At 64.8% G+C, this 21958-nt stretch carries 19 protein-coding genes; 14 read left to right on the top strand and 5 right to left on the bottom strand.

Annotation, left to right across the window (positions count from 1 at the left end):
- Positions 1 to 10 precede the first annotated feature (10 nt).
- The 5 genes from GGD63_RS33625 to GGD63_RS33605 all read left to right on the top strand — a co-directional run bounded on the left by GGD63_RS33625 (position 11) and on the right by GGD63_RS33605 (position 2805).
- Entirely contained in the window at positions 11 to 481 is a 471-nt protein-coding gene (locus GGD63_RS33625) for a chemotaxis protein CheW (RefSeq protein ID WP_183248591.1), read from the top strand.
- Positions 482 to 513: 32 nt separating this feature from the next.
- Entirely contained in the window at positions 514 to 900 is a 387-nt protein-coding gene (locus GGD63_RS33620) for a response regulator (RefSeq protein ID WP_018321619.1), read from the top strand.
- Positions 901 to 962: 62 nt separating this feature from the next.
- Positions 963 to 1841, top strand: coding sequence for a protein-glutamate O-methyltransferase CheR (locus GGD63_RS33615; protein ID WP_183248589.1), 879 nt, complete (start codon positions 963 to 965; stop codon positions 1839 to 1841).
- A 2-nt stretch (positions 1842 to 1843) separates the two neighbouring features.
- Positions 1844 to 2161: a hypothetical protein gene (locus GGD63_RS33610; RefSeq protein ID WP_011083221.1), complete on the top strand. Its 318-nt coding sequence runs from the start codon at positions 1844 to 1846 to the stop codon at positions 2159 to 2161.
- A 140-nt stretch (positions 2162 to 2301) separates the two neighbouring features.
- Positions 2302 to 2805, top strand: a complete 504-nt coding sequence (locus tag GGD63_RS33605) for a response regulator (protein ID WP_183248587.1) — start codon at positions 2302 to 2304, stop codon at positions 2803 to 2805.
- An 18-nt stretch (positions 2806 to 2823) separates the two neighbouring features.
- On the opposite strand, the gene GGD63_RS33600 is transcribed toward GGD63_RS33605, so the two are convergent.
- Positions 2824 to 3144, bottom strand: a complete 321-nt coding sequence (locus GGD63_RS33600; RefSeq protein WP_183248586.1) for a hypothetical protein — start codon at positions 3142 to 3144, stop codon at positions 2824 to 2826.
- Between the two features lie 149 nt (positions 3145 to 3293).
- Here GGD63_RS33600 and GGD63_RS33595 point away from each other — a divergent pair, with 149 nt between their 5' ends.
- Positions 3294 to 3929, top strand: a complete 636-nt coding sequence (locus GGD63_RS33595; RefSeq protein WP_183248584.1) for a response regulator transcription factor — start codon at positions 3294 to 3296, stop codon at positions 3927 to 3929.
- Between the two features lie 135 nt (positions 3930 to 4064).
- Here GGD63_RS33595 and GGD63_RS33590 read toward each other — a convergent pair whose 3' ends face one another.
- Together GGD63_RS33590 and GGD63_RS33585 are read right to left on the bottom strand one after the other, a co-directional pair.
- On the bottom strand, positions 4065 to 7661 hold the full coding sequence (locus GGD63_RS33590) for a PAS domain S-box protein (RefSeq protein WP_183248582.1): 3597 nt from the start codon (positions 7659 to 7661) through the stop codon (positions 4065 to 4067).
- Complete coding sequence (locus GGD63_RS33585) at positions 7639 to 8058, bottom strand: response regulator (RefSeq protein WP_183248581.1); 420 nt, start codon at positions 8056 to 8058, stop codon at positions 7639 to 7641. The genes GGD63_RS33590 and GGD63_RS33585 overlap by 23 nt, the downstream gene beginning before the upstream one ends.
- A 387-nt stretch (positions 8059 to 8445) precedes the next feature.
- On the opposite strand from GGD63_RS33585, the gene GGD63_RS33580 reads away from it, so the two are divergent.
- Positions 8446 to 10587, top strand: coding sequence for a methyl-accepting chemotaxis protein (locus tag GGD63_RS33580; RefSeq protein WP_183248579.1), 2142 nt, complete (start codon positions 8446 to 8448; stop codon positions 10585 to 10587).
- 1 nt (position 10588) lies between these two features.
- Here GGD63_RS33580 and GGD63_RS33575 read toward each other — a convergent pair whose 3' ends face one another.
- On the bottom strand, positions 10589 to 11293 hold the full coding sequence (locus tag GGD63_RS33575; RefSeq protein WP_183248577.1) for a GntR family transcriptional regulator: 705 nt from the start codon (positions 11291 to 11293) through the stop codon (positions 10589 to 10591).
- Between the two features lie 96 nt (positions 11294 to 11389).
- On the opposite strand from GGD63_RS33575, the gene GGD63_RS33570 reads away from it, so the two are divergent.
- The 5 genes from GGD63_RS33570 to GGD63_RS33550 all read left to right on the top strand — a co-directional run bounded on the left by GGD63_RS33570 (position 11390) and on the right by GGD63_RS33550 (position 16627).
- Entirely contained in the window at positions 11390 to 12406 is a 1017-nt protein-coding gene (locus GGD63_RS33570; RefSeq protein ID WP_183248574.1) for an ABC transporter substrate-binding protein, read from the top strand.
- Positions 12406 to 13167 carry an ABC transporter ATP-binding protein gene (locus tag GGD63_RS33565; protein ID WP_183248572.1) on the top strand — a complete coding sequence of 254 codons (762 nt, stop codon included), beginning with the start codon at positions 12406 to 12408 and terminating at the stop codon, positions 13165 to 13167. Before GGD63_RS33570 ends, GGD63_RS33565 begins: the two co-directional genes overlap by 1 nt.
- A gap of 11 nt (positions 13168 to 13178) precedes the next feature.
- Positions 13179 to 14039: an ABC transporter permease gene (locus GGD63_RS33560; RefSeq protein WP_183248570.1), complete on the top strand. Its 861-nt coding sequence runs from the start codon at positions 13179 to 13181 to the stop codon at positions 14037 to 14039.
- Positions 14036 to 15772 carry an L-arabinonate dehydratase gene (gene araD, locus GGD63_RS33555; protein WP_183248568.1) on the top strand — a complete coding sequence of 579 codons (1737 nt, stop codon included), beginning with the start codon at positions 14036 to 14038 and terminating at the stop codon, positions 15770 to 15772. Before GGD63_RS33560 ends, araD begins: the two co-directional genes overlap by 4 nt.
- Positions 15773 to 15907: 135 nt before the next feature.
- The gene (locus tag GGD63_RS33550; protein ID WP_183248566.1) at positions 15908 to 16627 is read left to right on the top strand and encodes a ribonuclease activity regulator RraA; all 720 of its coding nucleotides are present in this window, start codon (positions 15908 to 15910) and stop codon (positions 16625 to 16627) included.
- Between the two features lie 157 nt (positions 16628 to 16784).
- On the opposite strand, the gene GGD63_RS33545 is transcribed toward GGD63_RS33550, so the two are convergent.
- The gene (locus GGD63_RS33545; protein WP_183248564.1) at positions 16785 to 18884 is read right to left on the bottom strand and encodes a S9 family peptidase; all 2100 of its coding nucleotides are present in this window, start codon (positions 18882 to 18884) and stop codon (positions 16785 to 16787) included.
- Positions 18885 to 19195: 311 nt separating this feature from the next.
- Between GGD63_RS33545 and GGD63_RS33540 the strand changes: the two genes are divergently transcribed.
- Together GGD63_RS33540 and GGD63_RS33535 are read left to right on the top strand one after the other, a co-directional pair.
- Positions 19196 to 20632, top strand: coding sequence for an MBOAT family protein (locus GGD63_RS33540; RefSeq protein ID WP_183248562.1), 1437 nt, complete (start codon positions 19196 to 19198; stop codon positions 20630 to 20632).
- Entirely contained in the window at positions 20632 to 21735 is a 1104-nt protein-coding gene (locus GGD63_RS33535; protein WP_183248560.1) for a hypothetical protein, read from the top strand. The genes GGD63_RS33540 and GGD63_RS33535 overlap by 1 nt, the downstream gene beginning before the upstream one ends.
- Positions 21736 to 21958: the final 223 nt, after the last annotated feature.

The following is a 21958-nucleotide window of genomic DNA, read 5'->3' as shown; positions in this document are numbered from 1 at the left end:
AGAAACGCAGATGAGCAAGACCCAGTCCAGCGAAGGCGCCATGGTCGAATACGTCACCGCGATGATCGGCGGCCAGCTGTTCGGCCTGCCGATCTCCCGCGTCCAGGACGTGTTCATGCCCGAGCGCGTCACCCGCGTGCCCTTGTCCTCGCGCGAGATCGCGGGCGTGCTGAACCTGCGCGGCCGCATCGTCACCGTCGTCGACATGCGCTCGCGTCTCGGCCTGCCCAGGGACGAGGACGGCAAGACCCCGATGGCGGTCGGTGTCGACCTGCGCGGTGAATCCTATGGCCTCCTGATCGACCAGATCGGCGAAGTGCTGCGCCTGCCCGAGGCCGGCATGGAAGAGAACCCCGTCAACCTCGACCCCCGCATGGCCAAGCTCGCCGGCGGCGTCCACCGCCTCGACGGCCAGCTCATGGTCGTGCTCGACGTCGATCGCGTCCTCGAGCTCGAAACCAAAGTGCAAATGGCAGCGTGAGCCAACGAAAACATCGAAGCCGGAGAACCAAAATGAAGACGTGTTTGGTGGTCGATGATTCCAGCGTCGTACGCAAGATTGCGCGCCGGATCCTGGAAGGCCTGGAGTTCGAGGTCACCGAGGCCGAGGACGGCTCGAAGGCGCTCGAGATCTGCCAGCGGCAGTTGCCCGATGCGGTGCTGCTCGACTGGAACATGCCGGTCATGGACGGCTTCGAGTTCATGGGCCATATGCGCCGCCTGCCCGGCGGCGACCAGCCCAAGGTGGTGTTCTGCACCACCGAGAACAACGTGGCTCATATCGCCCAGGCGCTCAGCGGCGGCGCCAACGAGTACATCATGAAGCCCTTCGACAAAGACATTATCGCCGACAAGTTCGCTGAAGTTGGTTTGATCCCGGTCGGACAAGCCATGGTCTGAGTGTGTCTGGCCCAAAGTGTTTGGGCCAGAGTGTTCCAGTGCAGCTTTCTGAGAGGCCATCCGTGACGCCGACCGAGTACGAGTATCTGCGTAAGTTTCTGAAGGATAATTCCGGTCTCGACCTGTCCGCAGACAAGCAATATCTGATCGAAAGCCGCCTGCTGCCGCTCGCCCGCAAGACCGGGCTCTCCGGCATCGCCGAGCTCGTGCAGAAGCTGCAAGCCGGCTCGCGCACGCTGATCACCGACGTGGTCGAAGCCATGACCACCAACGAGACGTTCTTCTTCCGCGACAAGGTCCCGTTCGATCATTTCCGCGACACGATCATGCCGGAGGTCATCAAGGCACGCGCCGGCCGCCGCAGCGTGCGGATCTGGTGCGCCGCCGGCTCGACCGGGCAGGAGCCCTATTCGCTGGCGATGTGCCTGAAGGAGATGGGCGCGGCCCTCACCGGCTGGCGCGTCGAGATCATTGCGACCGATCTGTCGCAGGAAGTGCTGGAGAAGGCCAAGGCCGGCGTCTACAGCCAGTTCGAGGTGCAGCGCGGTCTGCCGATCCAGATGCTGGTGAAGTATTTCAAGCAGACCGGAGAGACCTGGCAGATCAATCCCGAATTGCGGGCGATGATCCAGCACCGGCAGCTCAACCTGCTGCACGATTTCTCCCAGCTTGGTACGTTCGACGTCATCTTCTGCCGCAACGTGCTGATCTATTTCGACCAGGACACCAAGATCAACATCTTCAACCGCCTGGCGCGCCAGATCGAGCCCGATGGCTTCCTGGTGCTTGGCGCGGCGGAAACCGTGGTCGGATTGACCGATACGTTCAGGCCGCTTCCGGACCGGCGCGGTCTCTACAAGCCGAACGATCCGCGTGCGGCGGTTGCCAAGCCGGCTCTTGCCGGCGCGGCGCCGCGCATGGCGGTCATGGCAGGACGATAGGCATGGCCGAGGATGGCAAGGGCGCCGAACGCGTGACGTTCAGCCGGGGCTATGATGTCTGCATCATGGCCATCGACGGCACCTGGCGTCGCGACTGCAAGCTCAACGCCATTTCCGACACCGATGCCATCCTGACGGTTGAAGGCTCGATCCAGGGGCTGAACCTGAAGGAGTTCTTCCTGCTGCTGTCGTCGACCGGCCTTGCCTACCGCCGCTGCGAGCTGGTGCGGGTCAACGGCGCCGAAATGGACATCCAGTTCCTGCGCGGCAAGAACCGCAAGAAGCGCGGCGCAGCCGGCGGTCACGACGCGGCGGCCTGACCGGCGCGTGGCGCGGCCTGCGCTTTCCGCCACGTTGCTTTATATTTGCTGAAACATCCGAATGAATTTGCCGCAGCGGCTTTACGTGGCCTAAGCGCGCGCCGTGTATCCATTGCCCGTCTCAATCTCAGGATCCGGCAATGCCCAGAAGTTCCCTCTCCCCCGCCACCTCGAACCTCCCCGACGCCGCCGAGCGGCGTGCGCTTCAGCTCCTCGTCGTCGATGACGACGCCACCCAGCGCAGCCTGATCACCGTCGCGGCCAAGCAGGCCGGCCACGAGGTCACCGTGGCGCCGTCGGTGGCGGAGGCGATCGAAAAGCTCCGCGGCGCGCGCTTCGACTGCGTGACGCTGGATCTCGTGCTGGAGGATGGCGACGGCATCGACGTGCTGCGCGAGATGGCCGAGGCGAAGTTCGCCGGTGCGGTAATCGTCATCAGCGGCATGGACGGCAAGCGCCGCAGCGCCGCCCGCAGCTTTGCCCGTTCGGTCGGGATCGAGCTCCAGAGCCTGCCGAAGCCGCTCGACCTCGCAGCCCTGCGCATCAGCCTCGCCAATCTCGGCAAGACCGCGATGGGCCTGCCGGCGATCCACACCTGGGGTGGTGTCGCGACCGACGCGATCGTGGAGCGGCACCGCGCCTGACTTGCGCGCGATTGCGGCTTACGCGGGACTGTCCGATTCCGACAGCTGCTGCAGGGCGTGGTCGAGTTCCGCCCGGCAGGCGTTGAGGGCGGCGCTTGCCGTGGCAAAACGGGGCGTGATGTCGTCGAGCACGAAAATCTCGTTGGAACCCGCGCTAGCGCTGTCGTCCTTCGGCTCCATGTCTTCGGGGGTCATGTCTTCCGGCGTCATGGCCGCGTCGATCAGACGCATACTGAGGTCGATGCGCGCGATCAGAGAGCGAAGTTCGGCTGCGATCAACTGACGGCTGTCGGCGTCAGCCATCGCGGCGAGCGGGGGTGTGCCTGCGTAATTTAGCATGGATATTCTCCGTCCCCCGCAATAAGGCACCCTGCCGCTACTTGTGCGTTAAGTCCATGTCCCGTACAAATACGGGTGGGCCGAATCCGCGCCGAACGCCATAACGGGAGGCGCGGACGCGAGTCCTTCATGCCAACTGGATGTGGCACATGGCCGAACAAAGCTCTCGCGGTGAAATCTTCGTGGTCGACGACGACCCTGCCGTTCGCGACACCTTGTCGATGGTGTTGAAGGCGGCGGGCTATGAAGTGATCTGTTTCGCGGACGGCGCAGCGCTGCTCTCCGTCGCGCGAAACCGCACACCGGCTGCGATACTGCTCGATGTGCACATTCCCGGAAAGTCGGGTCTCGACATTCTGAGGGAGTTGCACGGCGAGGATTATCCGGCGCCGATCTTCATGATCTCCGGGCAGGGCGACATCGCGATGGCGGTGAGCGCGATCAAGAACGGGGCGCTCGACTTCATCGAGAAGCCGTTCCGCGGCAGTGAGATCGTCGGTCGTCTCGACGAGGCGATCGGTGCCTATGCACGCAGGCAGGCAGAGAACGCGTCGCCGAAATTCGGCTCGCTGCATTTCCCCGGCCGCGAGCCGTTGACGCGCAGGGAGCGCGAGGTGCTCGAGCAGTTCGCCTCCGGTGCGTCCAACAAGGAAGCCGGCCGCACCCTCGGCATCAGCCCGCGCACCATCGAGGACCACCGCGCCAACATCATGAAGAAGCTCGGTGCGCGCAACGCCGCCGACCTGATCCGCATCGTGATGACCGCGGCCCAGCGCGCGTCGTAGCTTTTGCGCGAGATGTCGTAGCCCGGGTGAGCCAACGGGTCGGCGCGAAGCGCCGCCCGATGACAGGCTCCGCGATACCCGGGAACGCCGGCGCAGAGTCCCGGATGTCGCTTCGCTCATCCGGGCTACGGGGTCTCACCCGTTCAGCGCCTTGCGGATGATCCGCGCCAGATCCGACTTGCGATAGGGCTTTGCCAGCAGCAGGACGCCGGAATCCAGCCGGCCGTGATGGATGATCGCGTTCTCGGTATAGCCTGAGGTGTAGACCACCTTGAGATCTTGGCGCGTCTTCATCAGCTCGTCGGCGAGCTGCCGCCCGTTCATCTTGCCGGGCATGATGACGTCGGTGAACAGCAGGTCGAACGGCTTTCCGGCGGCGACGATCGCGAGCGCCTCTGCGGCGTTCGCGGCCTGCAGGGTGACGTAACCCAGCGCATGCAGTTGCGCCAGCACGTAGTCGCGCACCAGGCGGTCGTCCTCGACCACCAGGATCGTCTCGTGTCCGCCCTCGATCGTCGCGGGCGTCACGCCGTCGCCGACCGCCGTCGCGGTCTTGCCCGGCGGCAGGTACATCTTGATCGTGGTGCCGTGGCCTTCCTCGCTGTAGATCTTGATGTGGCCGGCGGACTGCTTGATGAAGCCGTAGACCATGGAAAGCCCGAGCCCGGTGCCCTTGCCCGGCCCCTTCGAGGTGAAGAAAGGATCGAACACCCGCGCCAGCATGTTGGATGGAATGCCGGTGCCGGTATCGCTCACGGCGATCAGCACGTAGTGGCCGGGCCTGATATCGTTGACGCTGGCATAGACCTCGTCGAGATAGGCCGCGCCCGTCTCCACGATCAGCTTGCCGCCGTCGGGCATGGCATCGCGCGCATTGAGCGCGAGGTTGAGGATCGCCGTGGTCAGCTGGTTGGGATCGACGATCGCCACGCAGCTCTCGTCCTCGAACACCGATTCGATCTGGATCTGCTCGCCCAGCGTCGGCCGCAGCAGCTTTGCGGTGTCGACGATCAGCGAGTTGATGTCGATCTCGCGCGGCTGCAGCGGCTGCTTGCGTGCAAACGCAAGCAGGTGCTGGGTCAGCTCGGCGCCGCGTCCGGCCGCCTCGTCGATCATCCTGGTGATCGCCGCGAGCTCGGGCTCCTTGGCCACCGCGTCGCCGAGGATTTCGATCGTCCCGGTGATCACGGTGAGGATGTTGTTGAAGTCGTGTGCCACGCCGCCGGTGAGCTGGCCGACGGCCTCCATCTTGTCGGCGTGGCGGATGCGCTCCTCGGACGCGATCTTGTCGGTAAGGTCGCGATAGAAGACGTTGAACAGGATGCCCTCGCGGCGCTTCAGTGCAGTGACGCTCAGCTCGGCCTTGAATTCCTTGCCGTCGCGGCGGCAGCACATCAGTTCGCGGCGGCGGTTGAGCATCTGGCCGTCCCTCGAAACGAGGAAGCGCGCGAGGCCTTCCCTGACCCTCTCACGCTCACCGGGAGCGACGATGAGATCGATTGAACTGCGGCCCAGCGCTTCGTCGCGGCGCCAGCCGAACAGCTCTTCGGCCCGCGAGCTCCAGTTCAGGATGATGCTGCGCTCGTCGGTCTGGACGAAGGCGTCGAGTGCGGTCTCGACGATGTTGCGCGCGAGCTGCTCGCTCTCGCGCAGGGATTCTTCCGCGAGCCTCGCCTCGGTCATGTCACGCCCGACGAAGAAGAAGCGCCTGGCCTGGTCGGACCAGTTGCCGAGCCAGGACAGCCAGACCTCGCGCCCATCCTTGTGGATGCAGCGGGTGTCGGCGAGCTTCGGGTGCTCGCCGCGCCTGAGCGCGCGCATCTCCGCGCGGGATCGCTCGAGATGCGAGGGATGGATGAAATCTGCGCCGCTGCTGCCGATCATCTCGTCGGGCCGGTAGCCGAGAATGACCTCGCAGCTCGGGCTGATCTGCACGACATGGCCCCGCGAGTTCATGATCATGATCAGGTCCTGCGAGGCGTCGAAAAGCTGTCGCCGCTCCTCGAGCTGCTGTTGCAGCGCCCGCTCGGTCCGCCGCGCGTCGGTGAGGCGGCGCGCCGAGCCGGAGGCGCCGATGATCTCGCCTGTGGCGCCCCTGATCGGCGAAAGGCTGAGCGAGATTTCGACCGGCGTGCCGTCCTTGCGCAGCCGCACCGTCTCGAAGCGCTCGATCAGCTCGCCTCGGGCTATCCGTAGCAGATAGTCCTTGCCTTGCTCGCGACGGTCGGGCGGCACGATGATAGCAGTGGATTGCCCGATTGCTTCGCTCGCTGCATAGCCATAGAGCCGTTCGGCGGCGGGATTCCAACCCGTGATGACGGCATCGAGCGATTGCATGACGATCGCATCGTCGGATGATTCGACGGCCGCGCTGAACAATTGCTCGCGCGCCTCATGATGTCTTCGTGCCGCCTCGGTGCGGCGATGCTCCCGGACCTCGCGTTCGAGCGCGGCCGTCTTCGCCTGCGTCTCCTCGACCATCCGGGCAAAAGCCCGCGCCAGCACGCCGGTCTCCCCGCCAGCATCGACGGGAATGTCCGCGGCCCGTCCGCTGCCGATTGCCTCCACCGCCGCGGTCAGGCGCCCGATCGGACGGGTCAATGAGCGCGCCAGCAGCACCGCAAGTGAGGCTGCGGCGAGCACGGCAAGCACGCCGACGAGAAGGGACGTCTTTTGAATGGCGGCCGGCACGCGACCGAAGACTGACGGAGGAACGGTCACGACGATGGCGACCCACTCCTTGCCCGCGAGCAGCGTCGGCGCGATCGCCGCGCCGCTCGGCCGGCCTGACTCATCGGTTGTAAGCCGCGTGGCGACGTCCGGCGTGCCCGCCAGCGCCGAGAAGAACGGAAAGTCCTTGCGCCAATCGGAGGGATGTCCGCGCAACGAGCCGAATTCCTGCGTGCGGTCGGGATGGACGAGATAGTCGCCGCGCGAATTCACGACGTATATCTCTCCTCCCGAACTCGTGGTCGAGCGGACGCGGTCGAGCGCCGGACGCATGTCGATATTGGCGATGACGATCCCGAACGGCTTGCCGTCCGACGTGAACAGGGGCGTCGCGACGCGTAGAGTCGGAATGTGGAGGTCCATCGTACCGCCCTGGCGGGTGGCAAGATCGATGGGCGAGACGTAAATCTCGCCGGGTGCCAGCCGTATCGTTTCCTGAAAATAGGTTCGCTCGCTCTTGTGCTCCAGTTCGCTGTCGGGGACGATCCGTACTGTTCCATTCGGGCCGGAGCGATCGACGCGGACCAGCTCGCGCTGGCTATCGCCGAGACCGATGATGCGAAACTGCCCATAGCTGGGCTTGGCCTCGATCTCGGCTACGAATCGCGCCGTGATGCGCTCGCGCCAGGTTTGCTCCGAAACGCCGTCGGAAGCGTCAATGCCCCCACCGAGGTGAGCGCGGATCAGGCCGTTGATGGCTGCGGCGGAGCGATAGCCGGTCAAATCGCCGCGAGCGCCGGCAACGTAGGATTCGAGATTGGCGGCCAGCAGGCGTGACTGGGCCTCGACCCGCTCCAGGACTCGCGGAATGACCGCTTGTGTGGTGTTGCGATAGCCCAGCCAGCCGACGGCGGCGACGGTCACCGCCACCAGAAGGATCATCGCGATGGCTAGCCGCGTTGCGAGCGTCATGCGGATGTTCGCAGGACTTGCCGGACGGCGGAGCTTGCTCCGGTCCGGTGCAGAGAGGAGGGGCTCGTCATCGGCGGCCGGAGTTGACATCGGATTCTTCCGGCTCGCCCGCCTTCAGGCAGCCGTCGACCGCGGCGAGCAGCGCGTCGGGCCGGAACGGCTTCTGAAGGCTCGCCACTGCGCCGAGCTTGGTCGCCATTTTCAGGAAATCCGGTTCCGCATAGGCGTCCGGTGTGATCGAGCGCCCGGAAATGACGATGATCGGAATGTCTGGGGCCAGCGCCCGGATGTGGCGCATCGTCTCCAGCCCATCCATGCCGGGCATGAAGATGTCGAGAAACAGCAGGTCGAACGGGCTGGCCTCGAACAGCGCAAGTCCCTTGTAGCCGTCGCCGGCGACAGTAACGTGATGGCCGGCCCTTTCCAGAAGCAGCCGGATCGTGATCTGCACGGCCGGGTCGTCATCCACGATCAGGATGTTGGCCATGTCTGAAATCCTCCGGGGCGCACGGGACGTTCCAGCGACCCCAAATCAAAGCAACAAATACGAAATTGTTGCGCGGATTCTGTCCGCCCCGCAAGCGCCTCGCGTTTGCTGCGATGGCCTTTCCTGGCGGCGCCGGGAGGCAATGCCCTTGTAGATCATACGCACTCTTGCGTGCATATGAATTCGAGCTCTGGTTCCAAATGCCCGTAACCCATTCCAGAAACAGGAGATATTATTCTCGCCGTAGTTGTGCGGGATCCGAGCCTTCACTATGAATTAAAGACCGCGGACTACAATCTCCGATAGTTTCCGTATCAGCATTTCGCGCATTTCATTTCCGCATTCTGGCAACCGATCAAGTCGGCCCCCATCACCACGAGACCTCTCATGTTCAAATCGATCGCGAACACCGGAATTCGCGCCCGGCTGCTCGGCGGCTTTGCGTTGATCTGTGGCCTGCTCGCCGCGACCGTGATCTACACCGTTGCCGCCGTCTCGGACATTTCGTCGCGGATCAGGGCGGTCGTGGATCAGCGGGCGCCGGTCGCGATCGCGAGCACGGAGCTGGTCGGTAATCTCTATTCCACGCTTTCGACGCTGCGCGGCTATCTGCTGACCGGCGATGCGCAGGGCAAGCGCGACCGGGCCGCAGTCTGGGCCGAGCTGGATCGCACCGCCGCCGCAGTCGACCGCATGGCGGAGGGCTTTTCCAGCTCCCAGAACAAGACCAACTGGAGCGAAGCCAGGGCGCTGATCGCGGAATTCCGCCAGGCCCAGGACAAGGCCGAGTCCGCCGCCTTCACCCCGTCGGCCTATCCGGCGAGCGAGCTCCTGGCCAAAGAGGCCGCGCCCCTGATCGCGACCATGTTTGCCGAGATCACCGCGATGATCGACGAGGAGGAGGCGCTGGAGGCGACGCCGCAGCGCAAGCGCCTGCTCAAGACGTTCGCCGACGTCCGCGGCAATCTTGCCGCGGCGGGATCGCAATTGCGCCTGTACGTGGCCTCGGGCGAGGCTGCCGATCGTGACAAGTTCGAAAAGCCGCTGGCGACCTTCAGGGGCGCGCTCGCATCGGTCGGCACCCAGGCGGATCTGCTCACCGAACGGCAGGCGACTGCATACCGGGCCATCGTCAAGGCGAACGAGGCCTTCACCCCGCTGCCGCAGATGATCTTCGCAATCCGCCAGACGCCGCAATGGAATATGCCGGTCTTCATCCTGTCCACCGAGGCCGCGCCGCGCGCCGCGCGGATCCTCGATCTGCTCGACGGCCGTAAGGACGCCGACGGCAAGCGCTCGGGCGGTCTCAAGAGCGACCAGCAGTCGAAGCTCGCCGACGACGCCCGCAACGTGGCCGATGCGGTCGAGCGATTGCTGCTGCTGCAATGGATCCTGCTCGCCGCGGGGCTTGCGCTCGGGACGACGATTGCGATCCTGGTTGCGCGCTCCATCACCCGTCCGATCGTTGAGCTGGTGGGCGATTCCGCGCGCCTGTCCGGCGGCGACACCAGTGTCGAATTCAGGACGGCCGAGCGTGGCGACGAGATCGGCGTGGTCTCGCAGGCGGTGGCCAGATTCCGCGACAATGTGATCGCCCAGCAGCAGACGGCGGCGTCTCTCGCGCGCGAGGCGGAAGCGCGCGAAGCGGCCAACCGCAACATGGAGGACGCGGTCGAGGAGTTTCGCGCGACCTCGCACGTCCTGCTCGCGCTGGTCGGCGAGAATGCGGGCACCATGCGGCAGACCGCAGAGAGCCTCGGCGGCATCGCCAACCATGCGACGAACCAGGCCGCGTCCGCAGCGACCGCCTCCGAACAGACCGCTGTCAACGTCCAGACCGTCGCCGCGGCGGCCGAGCAATTGGCGAGCTCCATCGTCGAGATCGGCCGGCAGATCGAACTGTCCAACAAGACCGTGCGCTCCGCGGGCGAGGTGACCGCGCGCTCGGAAAGCGAGATCGAGGGGCTCGCGCAAGCCGCGCAGAGCATCAGCTCGGTGGTCGATCTGATCCAGGCGATCGCGGCCCAGACCAACCTGCTGGCGCTCAACGCCACCATCGAGGCCGCGCGCGCCGGCGAGGCCGGTCGCGGCTTTGCCGTGGTCGCGTCCGAGGTCAAGGCGCTGGCCGACCAGACCCGCAATGCGACGCAGGAGATCGCCCAGCACGTTGCCGCGATCCAGAACTCGACCGGCAGCGCGGTCGCCGCCGTCAAGGAGGTCGCAACCGCCATGCGCCGGATCGACGAGGTGACCGCGGCGATCGCCAGCGCGGTGGAAGAGCAGGGTGCGGCGACGCGCGAGATCTCGCAGAACGTCCAGATGGCGGCGTCCGGAACGCAGACGCTGGCAAGCAGCATCGGTACCGTCTCCGGCGCCATCGCGGAAACCAACCGCTCGGCCGACGACGTGATGGGGGCCGCGAACCACGTCTCGGGGGCGGCCGAACGCCTCGCCACCGAGGTCCAGGCCTTCTTCCTCAGGCTGCGCACTGGTCCGATGGAACGGCGCAGCGGCCGCGACGCGGCCTAGCTCAATCCGTCAAATACTCCGGATGGTGGCTCCGGATCTTGTCGAGCTCGCTGAGCGTGCCCGACAGATGCTTACGCAGATGCTGTTGCGCGGCATCGGCATCCGCCGCCTCGATCGCACGCGTGATCAGCCTGTGGTGGCGCACGATGTTCTGGGCCTTGCCGGGTGAGGGCAGATGCAGCCGCCGCAGCCGGTCGATATGTCCGCTGCGGCTGCGCACCAGCGCCCAGAGTTCCTCCTTGCCGGCGGCCGCGTAAAGCTGGGCGTGGAAGTCGTTATCGCCGGCCATGAAGGCTTCGAAGTCGCCGGCCTTCGCGAATTGCTGCTGGAGGGCGATGGCGTGGTCGAGGCGCATGATCAGGGCGTCGTCGTGCTTCTCGGCGAGCAGCCTGACGATCTCCAGCTCCAGTGCCTGACGCAGGAAATGCGCCTGCTGGGCGCGGCCGATGTCGATCCGGCTGACCACGGTCGCGTGCTGCGGAAACACGTCGACCAGTCCTTCTTCCTCGAGCCGCATCAGGGCATCGCGCACCGGCGTCGAGCTGACGCCGAACTGGCCGGCGAGCTCGGCGCGCGACAGCGGCGCACCCGGCGGCAGCTCCAGGGCGATGATCGCATTGCGCAGCCGTTCGAACACCTGCGGCGCGGCCTGACGGGCGCGGTCGAGCCGGGCGGGTCGAGACGTCGCGGTATGGGCTGCTTCCATGTCGGGTCCCAGCGGGCTTGCCTTTGATGCACTAATATATTAGTGCATCAGCAGGGTCAACGCAGCCCGATGCGCACCCGGAGGAAACACACAACAATGATCGAGCATCTTCGCAGCCAGCTTGCGGCCGCCGCCGTGATCGCCGCCGCACTCTTCGCGCCCGCGGCGCATGCGCAGCAGAAATCCGAGATCGCGCTGTCGCGCCAGCCCGGCATTTTCTACATGCCGAGCCACATCATGGAGAAGCTGAAGCTGATCGAGAAGCACGCAGCTTCCCTCGGCGTAGCAGGCGTCACCACCAAATGGATCACCTTCTCCGGCGGCGGCGCGCAGACCGACGCGCTGCTCGCCGGCGGCGTCGACATCCTCAACACCGGCACCGGCAATCTTCTCTTGCTGTGGGATCGCACCCGTGGCGGCGTGAAGGGCATTGTCGCGACCTCGGCGCAGCCGATGACGCTGATCAGCCGCGATGCCAACATCAAGTCGATCAGGGATTTCGGCCCCGCCGACAAGATCGCGGTGCCGACCGTGAAGGTCTCGACCCAGGCCATCGTGCTGCAGATCGCGGCCGCCGAGGCGTTCGGCGCCGACCAATGGTCGAAGCTCGACGTCAACACCGTGCAGCTCGGTCATCCCGACGCCTATGCGGCGCTCGCCAATCCCAAGCACGAGGTGCACAACCATTTCTCGATCCCGCCCTTCACCTTCCTGGAGCTGAAGAACGTGCCGGGCGCGCATGTCGTGCTGTCATCGCCGGACGTGATGGGTGGGCCCCTCAGCCAGGCGCAGTTCTTCACTACGACCAAATTCGCCGACGCCAATCCGAAGATCATCCAGGCCGTGCGCGATGCCACCAAGGAAGCGCAGGACCTGATCCGCAGCGACACCAGGCAGGCCGTCGAGATCTACAAGGAGATCACCGGCGACAAGACCTCGGTGGAAGAGCTGCTCGATCTCCTGAAGGAACCCGGCATGATGGAGTGGAATCTCGAGCCGCAGGGCACGATGAAGTTCGCGGCCCATCTCTACAAGACCGGCACGCTGAAGAACCAGCCCAAGGCCTGGACGGATTACTATCTTCCCGTCGCGCATGACCTGAAAGGCAACTGATGGCGCTGCTCGACGTCAGCGGCGTGACCCTGCGCTACAAGACCTCCAGCGCCGTCGTCACCGCCACGGAAAGGGTGAGTTTTACGGTCGACAAGTCCGATCGCTTCGTGCTGCTCGGACCGTCCGGCTGCGGCAAGTCGACGCTGCTCAAGGCTGTCGGCGGCTATATGAGCCCGAGCGAGGGCCGCATGACGATCGGCGATCGCGAGATCCACGGTCCGGGCGCGGATCGCATGATGATCTTCCAGGAATTTGACCAGCTGCTGCCCTGGAAGAGCGTGCTGGCCAACGTCATGTTTCCGCTGCTCACCGCGCGCAAACTGTCGCGCAAGGACGCCGAGGCGAAGGCGCGGGCCTATATCGAGAAGGTCGGCCTCACCCGCGTGGTCGATGCCTATCCGCACACGCTCTCCGGCGGCATGAAGCAGCGCGTCGCGATCGCGCGCGGCATGGCGATGGAGCCGGACATTTTGTTGATGGACGAGCCGTTCGCCGCGCTCGACGCGTTGACGCGCCGGACCTGCCAGGACGAGCTGCTCCAGCTCTGGAGCGAGACCAAATTCACCGTGCTGTTCGTGACCCACTCGATCGCGGAGGCGATCCGCATCGGCAACCGCATCCTGCTGCTGTCGCCGCATCCCGGTCGCGTCAAGGCCGAGGTGGTCGATGTCGACAAGGTCTCGAACGAAGACGGCGGCGCCGGCCGGCTGGAGAAAGAGATCCACGATCTCCTGTTCGCCGGCGAAGCAACGGCGCATTGAGGGAGTCGTTTGTGGGCGAAGCGAGAATCTTGCTACGTGATGCGCCTGTTGCCGCCAGCGGCGCGGATGAGGTCGAGCGCAAGCTGAGCGTGGCCGAGTTGCTCTGGAACGACGGTTTTGTCCGCAAGACCGTCATCATCCTGTTCCTGGCCGCAGTCTGGGAAGCTTACGGCGTCACGCTCGACAATCCGCTGCTGTTCCCGACGCTGCACGACACAATCGCCACGCTCTACGACCGCGTCAAGGACGGCACCATTCCCATGCGCGCCTGGACCTCGCTCAAAGTGTTGTTCATGGGCTATTCGGCCGGCATCGTGCTGGCCGCGATCTTCACGATCCTCGCCATCTCGACTCGCATCGGGACCGATTTCCTCGAGACGGTCACGGCGATGTTCAATCCGTTGCCGGCGATTGCGCTGCTGCCGCTGGCGCTGATCTGGTTCGGACTCGGCAATGGCAGCCTCGTCTTCGTGCTGATCCATTCGGTGCTGTGGCCGGTCGCGCTCAACACCCATTCCGGCTTCAAGAGCGTGTCCAACACGCTGCGCATGGTCGGGCGCAACTACGGCCTGCGCGGGCTGCCTTATGTGGCGAAGATCCTCATACCCGCCGCCTTCGGCTCGATCCTCGCCGGCCTCAAGATCGGCTGGGCCTTTGCCTGGCGCACGCTGATCGCAGCCGAGCTGGTGTTCGGCGTGTCCTCAGGGCAAGGCGGGCTCGGCTGGTTCATCTTCGAGAACCGCAACCTCCTCGACATACCTGCGGTCTTCGCAGGCCTCTTGACGGTGATCATCATCGGGCTCTTTGTCGAGAACCTGATCTTCCGCGCCATCGAGCGGAACACCGTGCAGAAATGGGGCACCCAATCATGACCAAGAAGAAAACACCCGACCAGCTCCGCAGCGCGCGCTGGTTCGCGCCCGACGATCTGCGCTCGTTCGGCCACCGCTCCCGCGCCATGCAGATGGGCTATGCCCCGGAGGAGTGGAAGGACCGGCCGATCATCGCGATCCTCAACACCTGGTCGGATGCGCAGCCCTGCCACATGCACTTCAAGTCGCGCGTCGATGACGTCAAGCGCGGCATCCTGATGGCCGGCGGCCTGCCGCTGGAATTGCCGGCGCTGTCGCTGTCGGAATCGCTGCTCAAGCCGACCACCATGCTCTATCGCAACCTGCTGGCGATGGACGCCGAGGAGCTGCTGCGCAGCCATCCTGTCGACGGCGTGGTGCTGATGGGCGGCTGCGACAAGACCACGCCGGCGCTGCTGCTGGGCGCGACCTCGATGAACATCCCGGCGATCTATCTGCCGGCGGGTCCCATGCTGCGCGGCAACTGGAAGGGCAAGACCCTCGGCTCCGGCTCGGACGGCTGGAAATATTGGGACGAGCGCCGCGCCGGAAAGATCTCCGACAAGGACTGGCTCGATATCGAGGCCGGCATCGCCCGCAGCTACGGCACCTGCATGACCATGGGCACCGCCTCGACCATGACCGCGATCGCGGAAGCGATCGGCATGACGCTGCCCGGCGCCTCCTCGATTCCCGCCGCCGATGCCAACCACATCCGCATGGCCAGTGAATGCGGCCGCCGCATCGTCGAGATGGTGTGGGAGGATCTGACGCCGAAGGTGATCCAGACTCGAAAAGCCTTCGAGAACGCGATTGCGGTGGCGATGGCGATGGGCTGCTCCACCAACGCCATCATCCATCTGATCGCGCAAGCGCGCCGCGCCGGGCAGGACATCGGTCTCGACGATTTCGAGATCGCGAGCCGCAAGGTGCCCGTGATCGCCAACGTGCGGCCGAGCGGTGATGCCTATCTGATGGAGGATTTCTTCTATGCCGGCGGCCTGCCGGCGCTGATGGGCCAAATCAAGCAACATCTGCATCTCGATTGCATCACCGTCACCGGAAAGACGCTGGGCGAGAACATCGAGGGCGCCGAGGTCCACAACGCCGACGTGATCCGCTCGGTCGACGATCCCATCTACAAGGAGGGCGCGCTCGCCGTGCTCAAGGGCAATCTCGCGCCCGATGGCTGCGTCATCAAGCCGAGCGCCTGTGCGCCGCGCTTCCTCAAGCACACCGGACCTGCGCTGGTGTTTGATGACTATCCCTCGATGAAGAAGGCGGTCGACGATCCCGATCTCGACGTCACCAAGGATCACATCCTCATCCTGCGCAATGCGGGGCCGCAGGGCGGGCCGGGCATGCCGGAATGGGGCATGCTGCCGATCCCCACAAAACTCGTGAAGCAGGGGGTGCGCGACATGGTGCGCATCTCCGACGCACGCATGAGCGGCACCAGCTACGGCGCCTGCATCCTGCATGTCTCGCCGGAATCCTACATCGGCGGGCCGCTGGCGCTGGTGCAGAACGGCGACCGCATCACGCTCGACGTTGCCGCGCGCACCATCAATCTCGACGTACCCGAGGCCGAGCTTGCAAAGCGCCGCGCCGCCTGGAAGCAGCCCGAGCGCCGCTTCGAGCGCGGCTATGGCTGGATGTTCACCAAGCACATCAAGCAGGCCAATGACGGCTGCGACTTCGACTTCCTCGAGACCGATTTCGGCGCGCCGATCGGCGAGCCGTCGATTTACTGATGACCCTGTCATTCCGGGGCATCGCGAAGCGATGAGCCCGGAATCCATCGTGCCGCAGTCTGTGCCGCCTGATGGATTCCGGGCTCGCGCCAAGTGGCGCGCCCCGGAATGACGACTAACGAGAGAGCTCAGCCAATGTCAAAACTCAGCGAAGCCACCCGCACAAAGCTCAAATCCGTCTCCACTGCCACCGTCGCCACCGCGCTGTTCAAGCGCGGCCTGCGCATCCAGATGATCCAGGATGTACACCCCGTCGGCCCCGGCCAGCCGACCATGGTCGGCGAGGCCTTCACGCTGCGCTACATGCCGGCGCGCGAGGATCTCAACACCATCGACGTCTTCAAGGATCGTTCCCATCCGCAGCGCAAGGCGGTCGAGGACTGCCCGCCCGGTGCCGTGCTGGTCATGGACAGCCGCAAGGACGCGCGCGCGGCCTCGGCCGGTGCGATCCTGGTGACGCGGCTGATGAAGCGCGGCGTTGCCGGCGTCGTCACCGACGGCGGCTTTCGCGATTCCGCCGAGATCGCTAAGCTCGGCATTCCCGCCTACCACCATCGCCCCTCCGCGCCGACCAATCTGACACTGCACCAGGCGATCGAGATCAATGTGCCGATCGGCTGCGGCGATGCGCCAGTGTTCCCCGGCGACGTCATTCTCGGCGATGCCGACGGCGTCATCGTGATCCCCGCCCATCTCGCCGACGAGATCGCCAGCGAGACCTTCGAGATGACCGCGTTCGAGGATTTCGTCACCGAGGAAGTTGGCAAGGGCCGCGGCATCTTCGGCCTTTATCCCGCGACCGATCCGCAGACGCTGACCGATTTCGCGGAATGGCGGAAGAAGAACGGGAGATAGTCACTTCGCCTCTCCCCGCGTGCGGGGAGAGGCCGGAATGCGCGCTGAAAGCGCGGATTCCGGGTGAGGGGGACTCTCCGCGAATCCATCTATCGCCGTCCCCGCGGAGACCCCCCTCACCCCAACCCTCTCCCCGCAAGCGGGGAGAGGGAGAAGATCAGGCCTCCGCCATCCCTGCTGCCCACAGCGCGAACGCGTACACGATCGCGACCTCGTCGAGCCGGTCGAAACGCCCTGACGCGCCGCCGTGGCCGGCGCCCATGTTGGTGCGCAGGAGAACCGGGCCGCCGCCGCTCATGGTGGCGCGCAGGCGCGCGATCCATTTGGCGGGCTCCCAATAGGTGACGCGCGGATCAGTCAGGCCGCCCATGGCGAGGATCGCCGGATAGTCCTTCGCTGCGACATTGTCGTAGGGCGAGTAGGACAGGATGGTGCGAAAATCCTTCTCGCTCTCGATCGGGTTGCCCCATTCCGGCCATTCCGGCGGCGTCAGCGGCAGCGTGTCGTCGAGCATGGTGTTGAGCACGTCGACGAACGGCACCTCGGCTACGATGCCGGCGAACAATTCGCCGGCGCGGTTGGCGACTGCGCCCATCAGCATGCCGCCGGCCGAGCCGCCATGGCCGACGATGCGCTTGGCGCTGGTGTATTTCGCATCGATCAGCGCGCGGGCGCTGGCGGCAAAATCGTCAAAGCTGTTCGTCTTCTTCTCGCGCTTGCCGTCGAGATACCAGCCCCAGCCCTTGTCGGCGCCGCCGCGGATATGGGCGATGGCGTAGACAAAGCCGCGGTCGACCAGCGACAGGCGGTTGGCATTGAACGAGGCCGGCATCGCCATGCCATAGGAGCCGTAGCCGTAGAGCAGCAGCGGCGCCGTGCCGTCGAGCTTGAGCCCGCGGCGATGGAGGATCGAGACCGGCACCTCGGCGCCATCCTGCGCCTTCGCCATGATGCGCGTGGTGACGTAGTCGGCAGCGTTATGGCCTGACGGAATCTCCTGCCGCTTGCGCAGCACGCGTGTTCGGTTCGCCATGTCGTAGTCGTAGACTTCCGAGGGCGTCGTCATCGACGAATAGGCAAAGCGCAAATTCGTCGTCTCGAATTCGTAGGAACCCATGGTGTCGAGCGAATAGGCGGCCTCGTCGAAGGCGATCGCGTGCTCCTCGCTCGTTTTGAGATCGCGAATCACGATCGACGGCAGCGCATTGGCGCGCTCCAGCCGCACCAGATGGCCGGCATAGAGATCGAGGTCGATGATGTAGATGCCGGGCCGATACGGGATCAAGTCGCGCCAGTTCCTGCGCTCGGGCTGGCTAAGCGGCGCGGTGACGATCTTGAAGTCGATGGCATCATCGGCATTGGTGAGGATGAACAGCTCGTCACCGCGGTCGGCGAGCGAATATTGCACGCCTTCCTCGCGTGCCGCGACGAGGCGCGGCGGCGCCTCGGGATGGGCGAGATCGATCAGCCGCTGCTCCGAGGTCTCATGGTCGCCGCCCGCGATCACGCAGAAGCGGCCGCTGGTGCTCTCGTGCAGATGGGTGAACCAGCCGGCATCCTGCTCCTCATAGACCAGTGTGTCATCGGCCTGCTTGGTGCCGAGATTGTGCCGCCACACCTGCATCGGCCGGTGATTGTCGTCGAGCTTCACATAGAAGAAGGACTTAGCATCCGCGGCCCAGACCACGCCGCCGTCGGTCTCCTCGACGAGATCGTCGAGATCCTCGCCCGTCGCCCAGTCGCGCACGCGGATCGAAAAATATTCCGAGCCCTTGGTGTCGGCGCTCCAGGCCTGCAGCTTGTGATCGTACGAGTGCCGGCTGCCGCCGAACTTGAAATATTTGTGGTCTTTTGCGAGCGCATCGCCGTCGAGCACGATATGGCCCTCGCCGCCGTCGCGCGGCATGCGGCCGAACAGTTCGTGCTGGCCGCCCTCGCGGAACCTGCGGAAATAGGCGAACGGACCGTCCGGCGACGGCACGCTGGAATCGTCCTCCTTGATCCGTCCGCGCATCTCGCGCACCAGCGTCTTCTGCAGTGACGCGGTATGGCCGAGCAGGCTCTCGGTGTAGACGTTCTCCTCGTCCAGATATTTGCGGATGTCAGGATCGAGCACTTTGGGGTCGCGCAGCACCTCCTGCCATTTCTCGTCCTTCAGCCAGGCATAGTCGTCGGTCACGGTGATGCCGTGCCGAGTGAATGAATGCGGCCGGCGCGGGGCGACGGGGGGCTTCGAAGGCGTCTTGGCTTGTGTCACTCGGTCCTCATCTCAATACGTATTCGCGCGGCGCTTCCTCCTCACCTCTCCCCGCCTGCGGGGAGAGGTCGGAATTTGCGAGAGCAAATTCCGGGTGAGGGGGTACAGGTCTCTCGAATATCTCACGTGTCGAGAGAGCCCCTCGCCCCGACCCTCTCCCCGTAAGAACGGGGAGAGGGAGAAGATGCAGCGCGCGTTCCCTTATATCGTTCCGATTCCGCAGATTGCCAGCGGGACTGCGCCAAGTCGCCGGGTTGTTGATCCGCCCCTTGTATGCTTTAGGCTTCATATCCCGCCGCCGGTCCAGCCTGATGCTGTTCAATTCCTACCCGTTCATCCTGCTGTTCCTGCCGGTTGTGCTGGCCGGCTATTTCTGGCTTGGGCGGCGCAGTAATCTGACACCGGTGGTCTGGCTGGCGCTGGCTTCGATCACCTTCTATGCGATCGGCGGCTGGCAGTTCGTGGCCCTGCTGCTGATCTCGATCGCCTTCAATTACGGCGTCGGCCACCTCCTGATCGTGGCGGAGCTCGCCCCCATGCAACGCAAGGCGGCGCTCGCATGCGGCCTCGCCGGGGATCTCCTCGTGCTCGGCATCTTCAAATATGCGGGCTTTGCCGCCGACAACATCAATGCGGTGTTCGGCACGCACCTCGCAGTCCACATCCTGCTGCCGGTCGGCATATCCTTCTACACTTTCACCCAGATCGCGTTCCTGGTGGACGCGTATCGCGGCCAGGTCGCGCGGTACGCCTTGCCGCATTACGCGCTGTTCGTGACCTATTTCCCGCATCTGATCGCGGGACCGATCCTTCACCACAAGGACATGATCCCGCAATTCGAGCACGAGGACTCAAAGCGCCCCGATGCGCATCTGATCCTGTGCGGCATCATCATCTTCGCGATCGGCCTGTTCAAGAAAACCTGCCTTGCCGACGGCATCCAGCCGATGGTCGCGCTCGCCTTCGAGGCGCGCTCGCCGAGCTTCGACCAGGCCTGGTGTGGCGTGCTAGCCTACACCTTCCAGCTCTATTTCGACTTCTCCGGCTATTCCGACATGGCGATCGGCATATCGCTGATGTTCGGCATCTTCCTGCCCGTCAACTTCAACTCGCCTTACAAGGCTTTCAGCATCGTCGAGTTCTGGCGGCGCTGGCACATGACGCTGTCGCAGTTCCTGCGCGACTATCTCTACATCCCGCTCGGCGGCAACCGCCGCGGCCGGGTGCTGCGCTACGTCAATTTGATGATCACGATGCTGCTCGGCGGGCTCTGGCATGGCGCCGCCTGGACGTTCGTGGTGTGGGGCGCGCTGCATGGCGCCTATCTCTGCATCAATCACGCGTTCAACGCGCTGGTGCCGAACGTTCCCTCGCTGCTGGCACGGCCGGGGCGCATCCTTGGAGCCGTGCTGACGTTCCTCGCCGTCGTCATCGCCTGGGTGTTCTTCCGGGCCGAGAGCGTCGCCTGGGCGCTGCGGGTTCTGCATGCGATGGCTGATCCCGCGAACATCGTGTTCGGCCGCGAGGAGATCGCCGCACTGGTGCAGGTCGTGGTCTATGCCGCGCTGGTGTGGCTGGCGCCGAACACGCAAGAGATCATGGGCTACGATCACGGCAACCGCCGGGTCGGTGAGAGCTTGCGGGCAGGGCGCATGCGGCCGCTGGTCCTCTATGCGGCGTCGCTGGTGCTCGCGTTCGGCATCCTGGGCATCCAGAGCCACAGCGAATTCATTTATTTCCGGTTCTGATGCGCGGATCGTTCACCAGCCTGAAGCGTCTTCTCCTTGCCAGCGGGGTGTGCCTGCTGGGTGCAGCAGCGCTCACCTACGTCGTCGATCCCCTGCAATTGTTTCGCCCCTCGCGACTCGCGTTCTACTCCGACGACACGCGCGTGCAGAATGCCGGGCTGATCCGCAGCCAGTCCTTCGACACCGCCTTCATGGGTACCTCGCTCGCGATCCATTTCCGCCAGAGCGACATCGATCGTGCGCTCGGCGTCCGCTCGCTCAAGCTGGCGATGACCGGCTCCAACTCGCGCCAGCAGGCCTTCGTGCTGGAGCAGGCGATCGAGCGCGGCGCTCGGCGCGTGGTCTGGGCGATGGACGATTTCAGCTTCGTCGATGCGGCTGATATCGAGACCGACCCATATCTGTCCGTCGATCTCTATCGCGGGACGGCCAAGGGGATTGCGTCCTACGTCTTCAGCGCGGCGATGGCGAAGGAATCGCTGTTCGCGCTGCTGCGGTCGATCCCGCCATTGCAGCAACCGCTCGCTCGCGCGGCGCCGTTTCTCCCCGTCAAGTTCGCGCTGTCCGAGGTCGACGACATCTACGCGCTGCCGCGGAATTTCGACATTGCGCGCACCTACAATGCGGAGAAGACGCTCGCCGCCTTCGCCTACATCACGAGTCCCGTTCGCAGCCGTTTCCTCGGCGAAGGCTACGGCTATGAGGCCATGGTCCGGCATTTCCAACAGGATGCCGTCGGTCTCATCACGCGCCATCCGGACGTGACCTTCGACGTCTACTTCCCGCCCTATTCGATCCTGCAATTCGTCGCGATGCGCGATGCCTCGCCGGAGACGCTGAAGATCGTCACCGATCTCACGGCGCATATCGCGCAGCGATTGACGCAGCTGCCCAACGTCCGCCTGCATGACTTCCGCGCGATCAAGCAGGTCACCCACGATCTCGATAATTACAGCGACGTCATCCACCATTCGCCGACGGTAGACGCGATGGTGCTGAAGTGGCTGGCGAGCGGGGAGTACCGCGTCGACCCGAAAGCGCCGCTAAAGTCGCTGAATGAGCTGAAGGCGCAGGTCGAGGCATATCGCGCGCCGACGCCGTAGCCAAACACTCTGCTGTCGTCCCGGACAAGCGCGCCTCAAGCGCGCGCAGATCCGGGACCCATACTCCCAGGGAGAGGTTGTCGCGCGAGCTGGTAACTCCGAGTCTTCGTCAAACCACTTCCTGTGGCTGATGGTGTGGACGGCCCCCTACGGCATCAGGTGTGCCAGAATGAGGTTGTCACACACCCATTCACAGGAGCCGTCCGTGAGCCAGATTATCCGC

This window comes from Bradyrhizobium sp. cir1 (assembly GCF_014198245.1).
Lineage (GTDB): Bacteria > Pseudomonadota > Alphaproteobacteria > Rhizobiales > Xanthobacteraceae > Bradyrhizobium.
This window is presented reverse-complemented; position numbering and strand designations above follow the sequence as displayed.

Bases quoted from the DNA above. Each gene is read 5' to 3' on its own strand.
- GGD63_RS33625 (WP_183248591.1), top strand. From the start codon at position 11: ATGAGCAAGACCCAGTCCAGCGAAGGCGCCATGGTCGAATACGTCACC.
- GGD63_RS33620 (WP_018321619.1), top strand. From the start codon at position 514: ATGAAGACGTGTTTGGTGGTCGATGATTCCAGCGTCGTACGCAAGATT.
- GGD63_RS33610 (WP_011083221.1), top strand. From the start codon at position 1,844: ATGGCCGAGGATGGCAAGGGCGCCGAACGCGTGACGTTCAGCCGGGGC.
- GGD63_RS33605 (WP_183248587.1), top strand. From the start codon at position 2,302: ATGCCCAGAAGTTCCCTCTCCCCCGCCACCTCGAACCTCCCCGACGCC.
- GGD63_RS33600 (WP_183248586.1), bottom strand. From the start codon at position 3,144: ATGCTAAATTACGCAGGCACACCCCCGCTCGCCGCGATGGCTGACGCC.
- GGD63_RS33595 (WP_183248584.1), top strand. From the start codon at position 3,294: ATGGCCGAACAAAGCTCTCGCGGTGAAATCTTCGTGGTCGACGACGAC.
- GGD63_RS33590 (WP_183248582.1), bottom strand. From the start codon at position 7,661: ATGTCAACTCCGGCCGCCGATGACGAGCCCCTCCTCTCTGCACCGGAC.
- GGD63_RS33585 (WP_183248581.1), bottom strand. From the start codon at position 8,058: ATGGCCAACATCCTGATCGTGGATGACGACCCGGCCGTGCAGATCACG.
- GGD63_RS33580 (WP_183248579.1), top strand. From the start codon at position 8,446: ATGTTCAAATCGATCGCGAACACCGGAATTCGCGCCCGGCTGCTCGGC.
- GGD63_RS33575 (WP_183248577.1), bottom strand. From the start codon at position 11,293: ATGGAAGCAGCCCATACCGCGACGTCTCGACCCGCCCGGCTCGACCGC.
- GGD63_RS33570 (WP_183248574.1), top strand. From the start codon at position 11,390: ATGATCGAGCATCTTCGCAGCCAGCTTGCGGCCGCCGCCGTGATCGCC.
- GGD63_RS33565 (WP_183248572.1), top strand. From the start codon at position 12,406: ATGGCGCTGCTCGACGTCAGCGGCGTGACCCTGCGCTACAAGACCTCC.
- araD (WP_183248568.1), top strand. From the start codon at position 14,036: ATGACCAAGAAGAAAACACCCGACCAGCTCCGCAGCGCGCGCTGGTTC.
- GGD63_RS33550 (WP_183248566.1), top strand. From the start codon at position 15,908: ATGTCAAAACTCAGCGAAGCCACCCGCACAAAGCTCAAATCCGTCTCC.
- GGD63_RS33540 (WP_183248562.1), top strand. From the start codon at position 19,196: ATGCTGTTCAATTCCTACCCGTTCATCCTGCTGTTCCTGCCGGTTGTG.
- GGD63_RS33535 (WP_183248560.1), top strand. From the start codon at position 20,632: ATGCGCGGATCGTTCACCAGCCTGAAGCGTCTTCTCCTTGCCAGCGGG.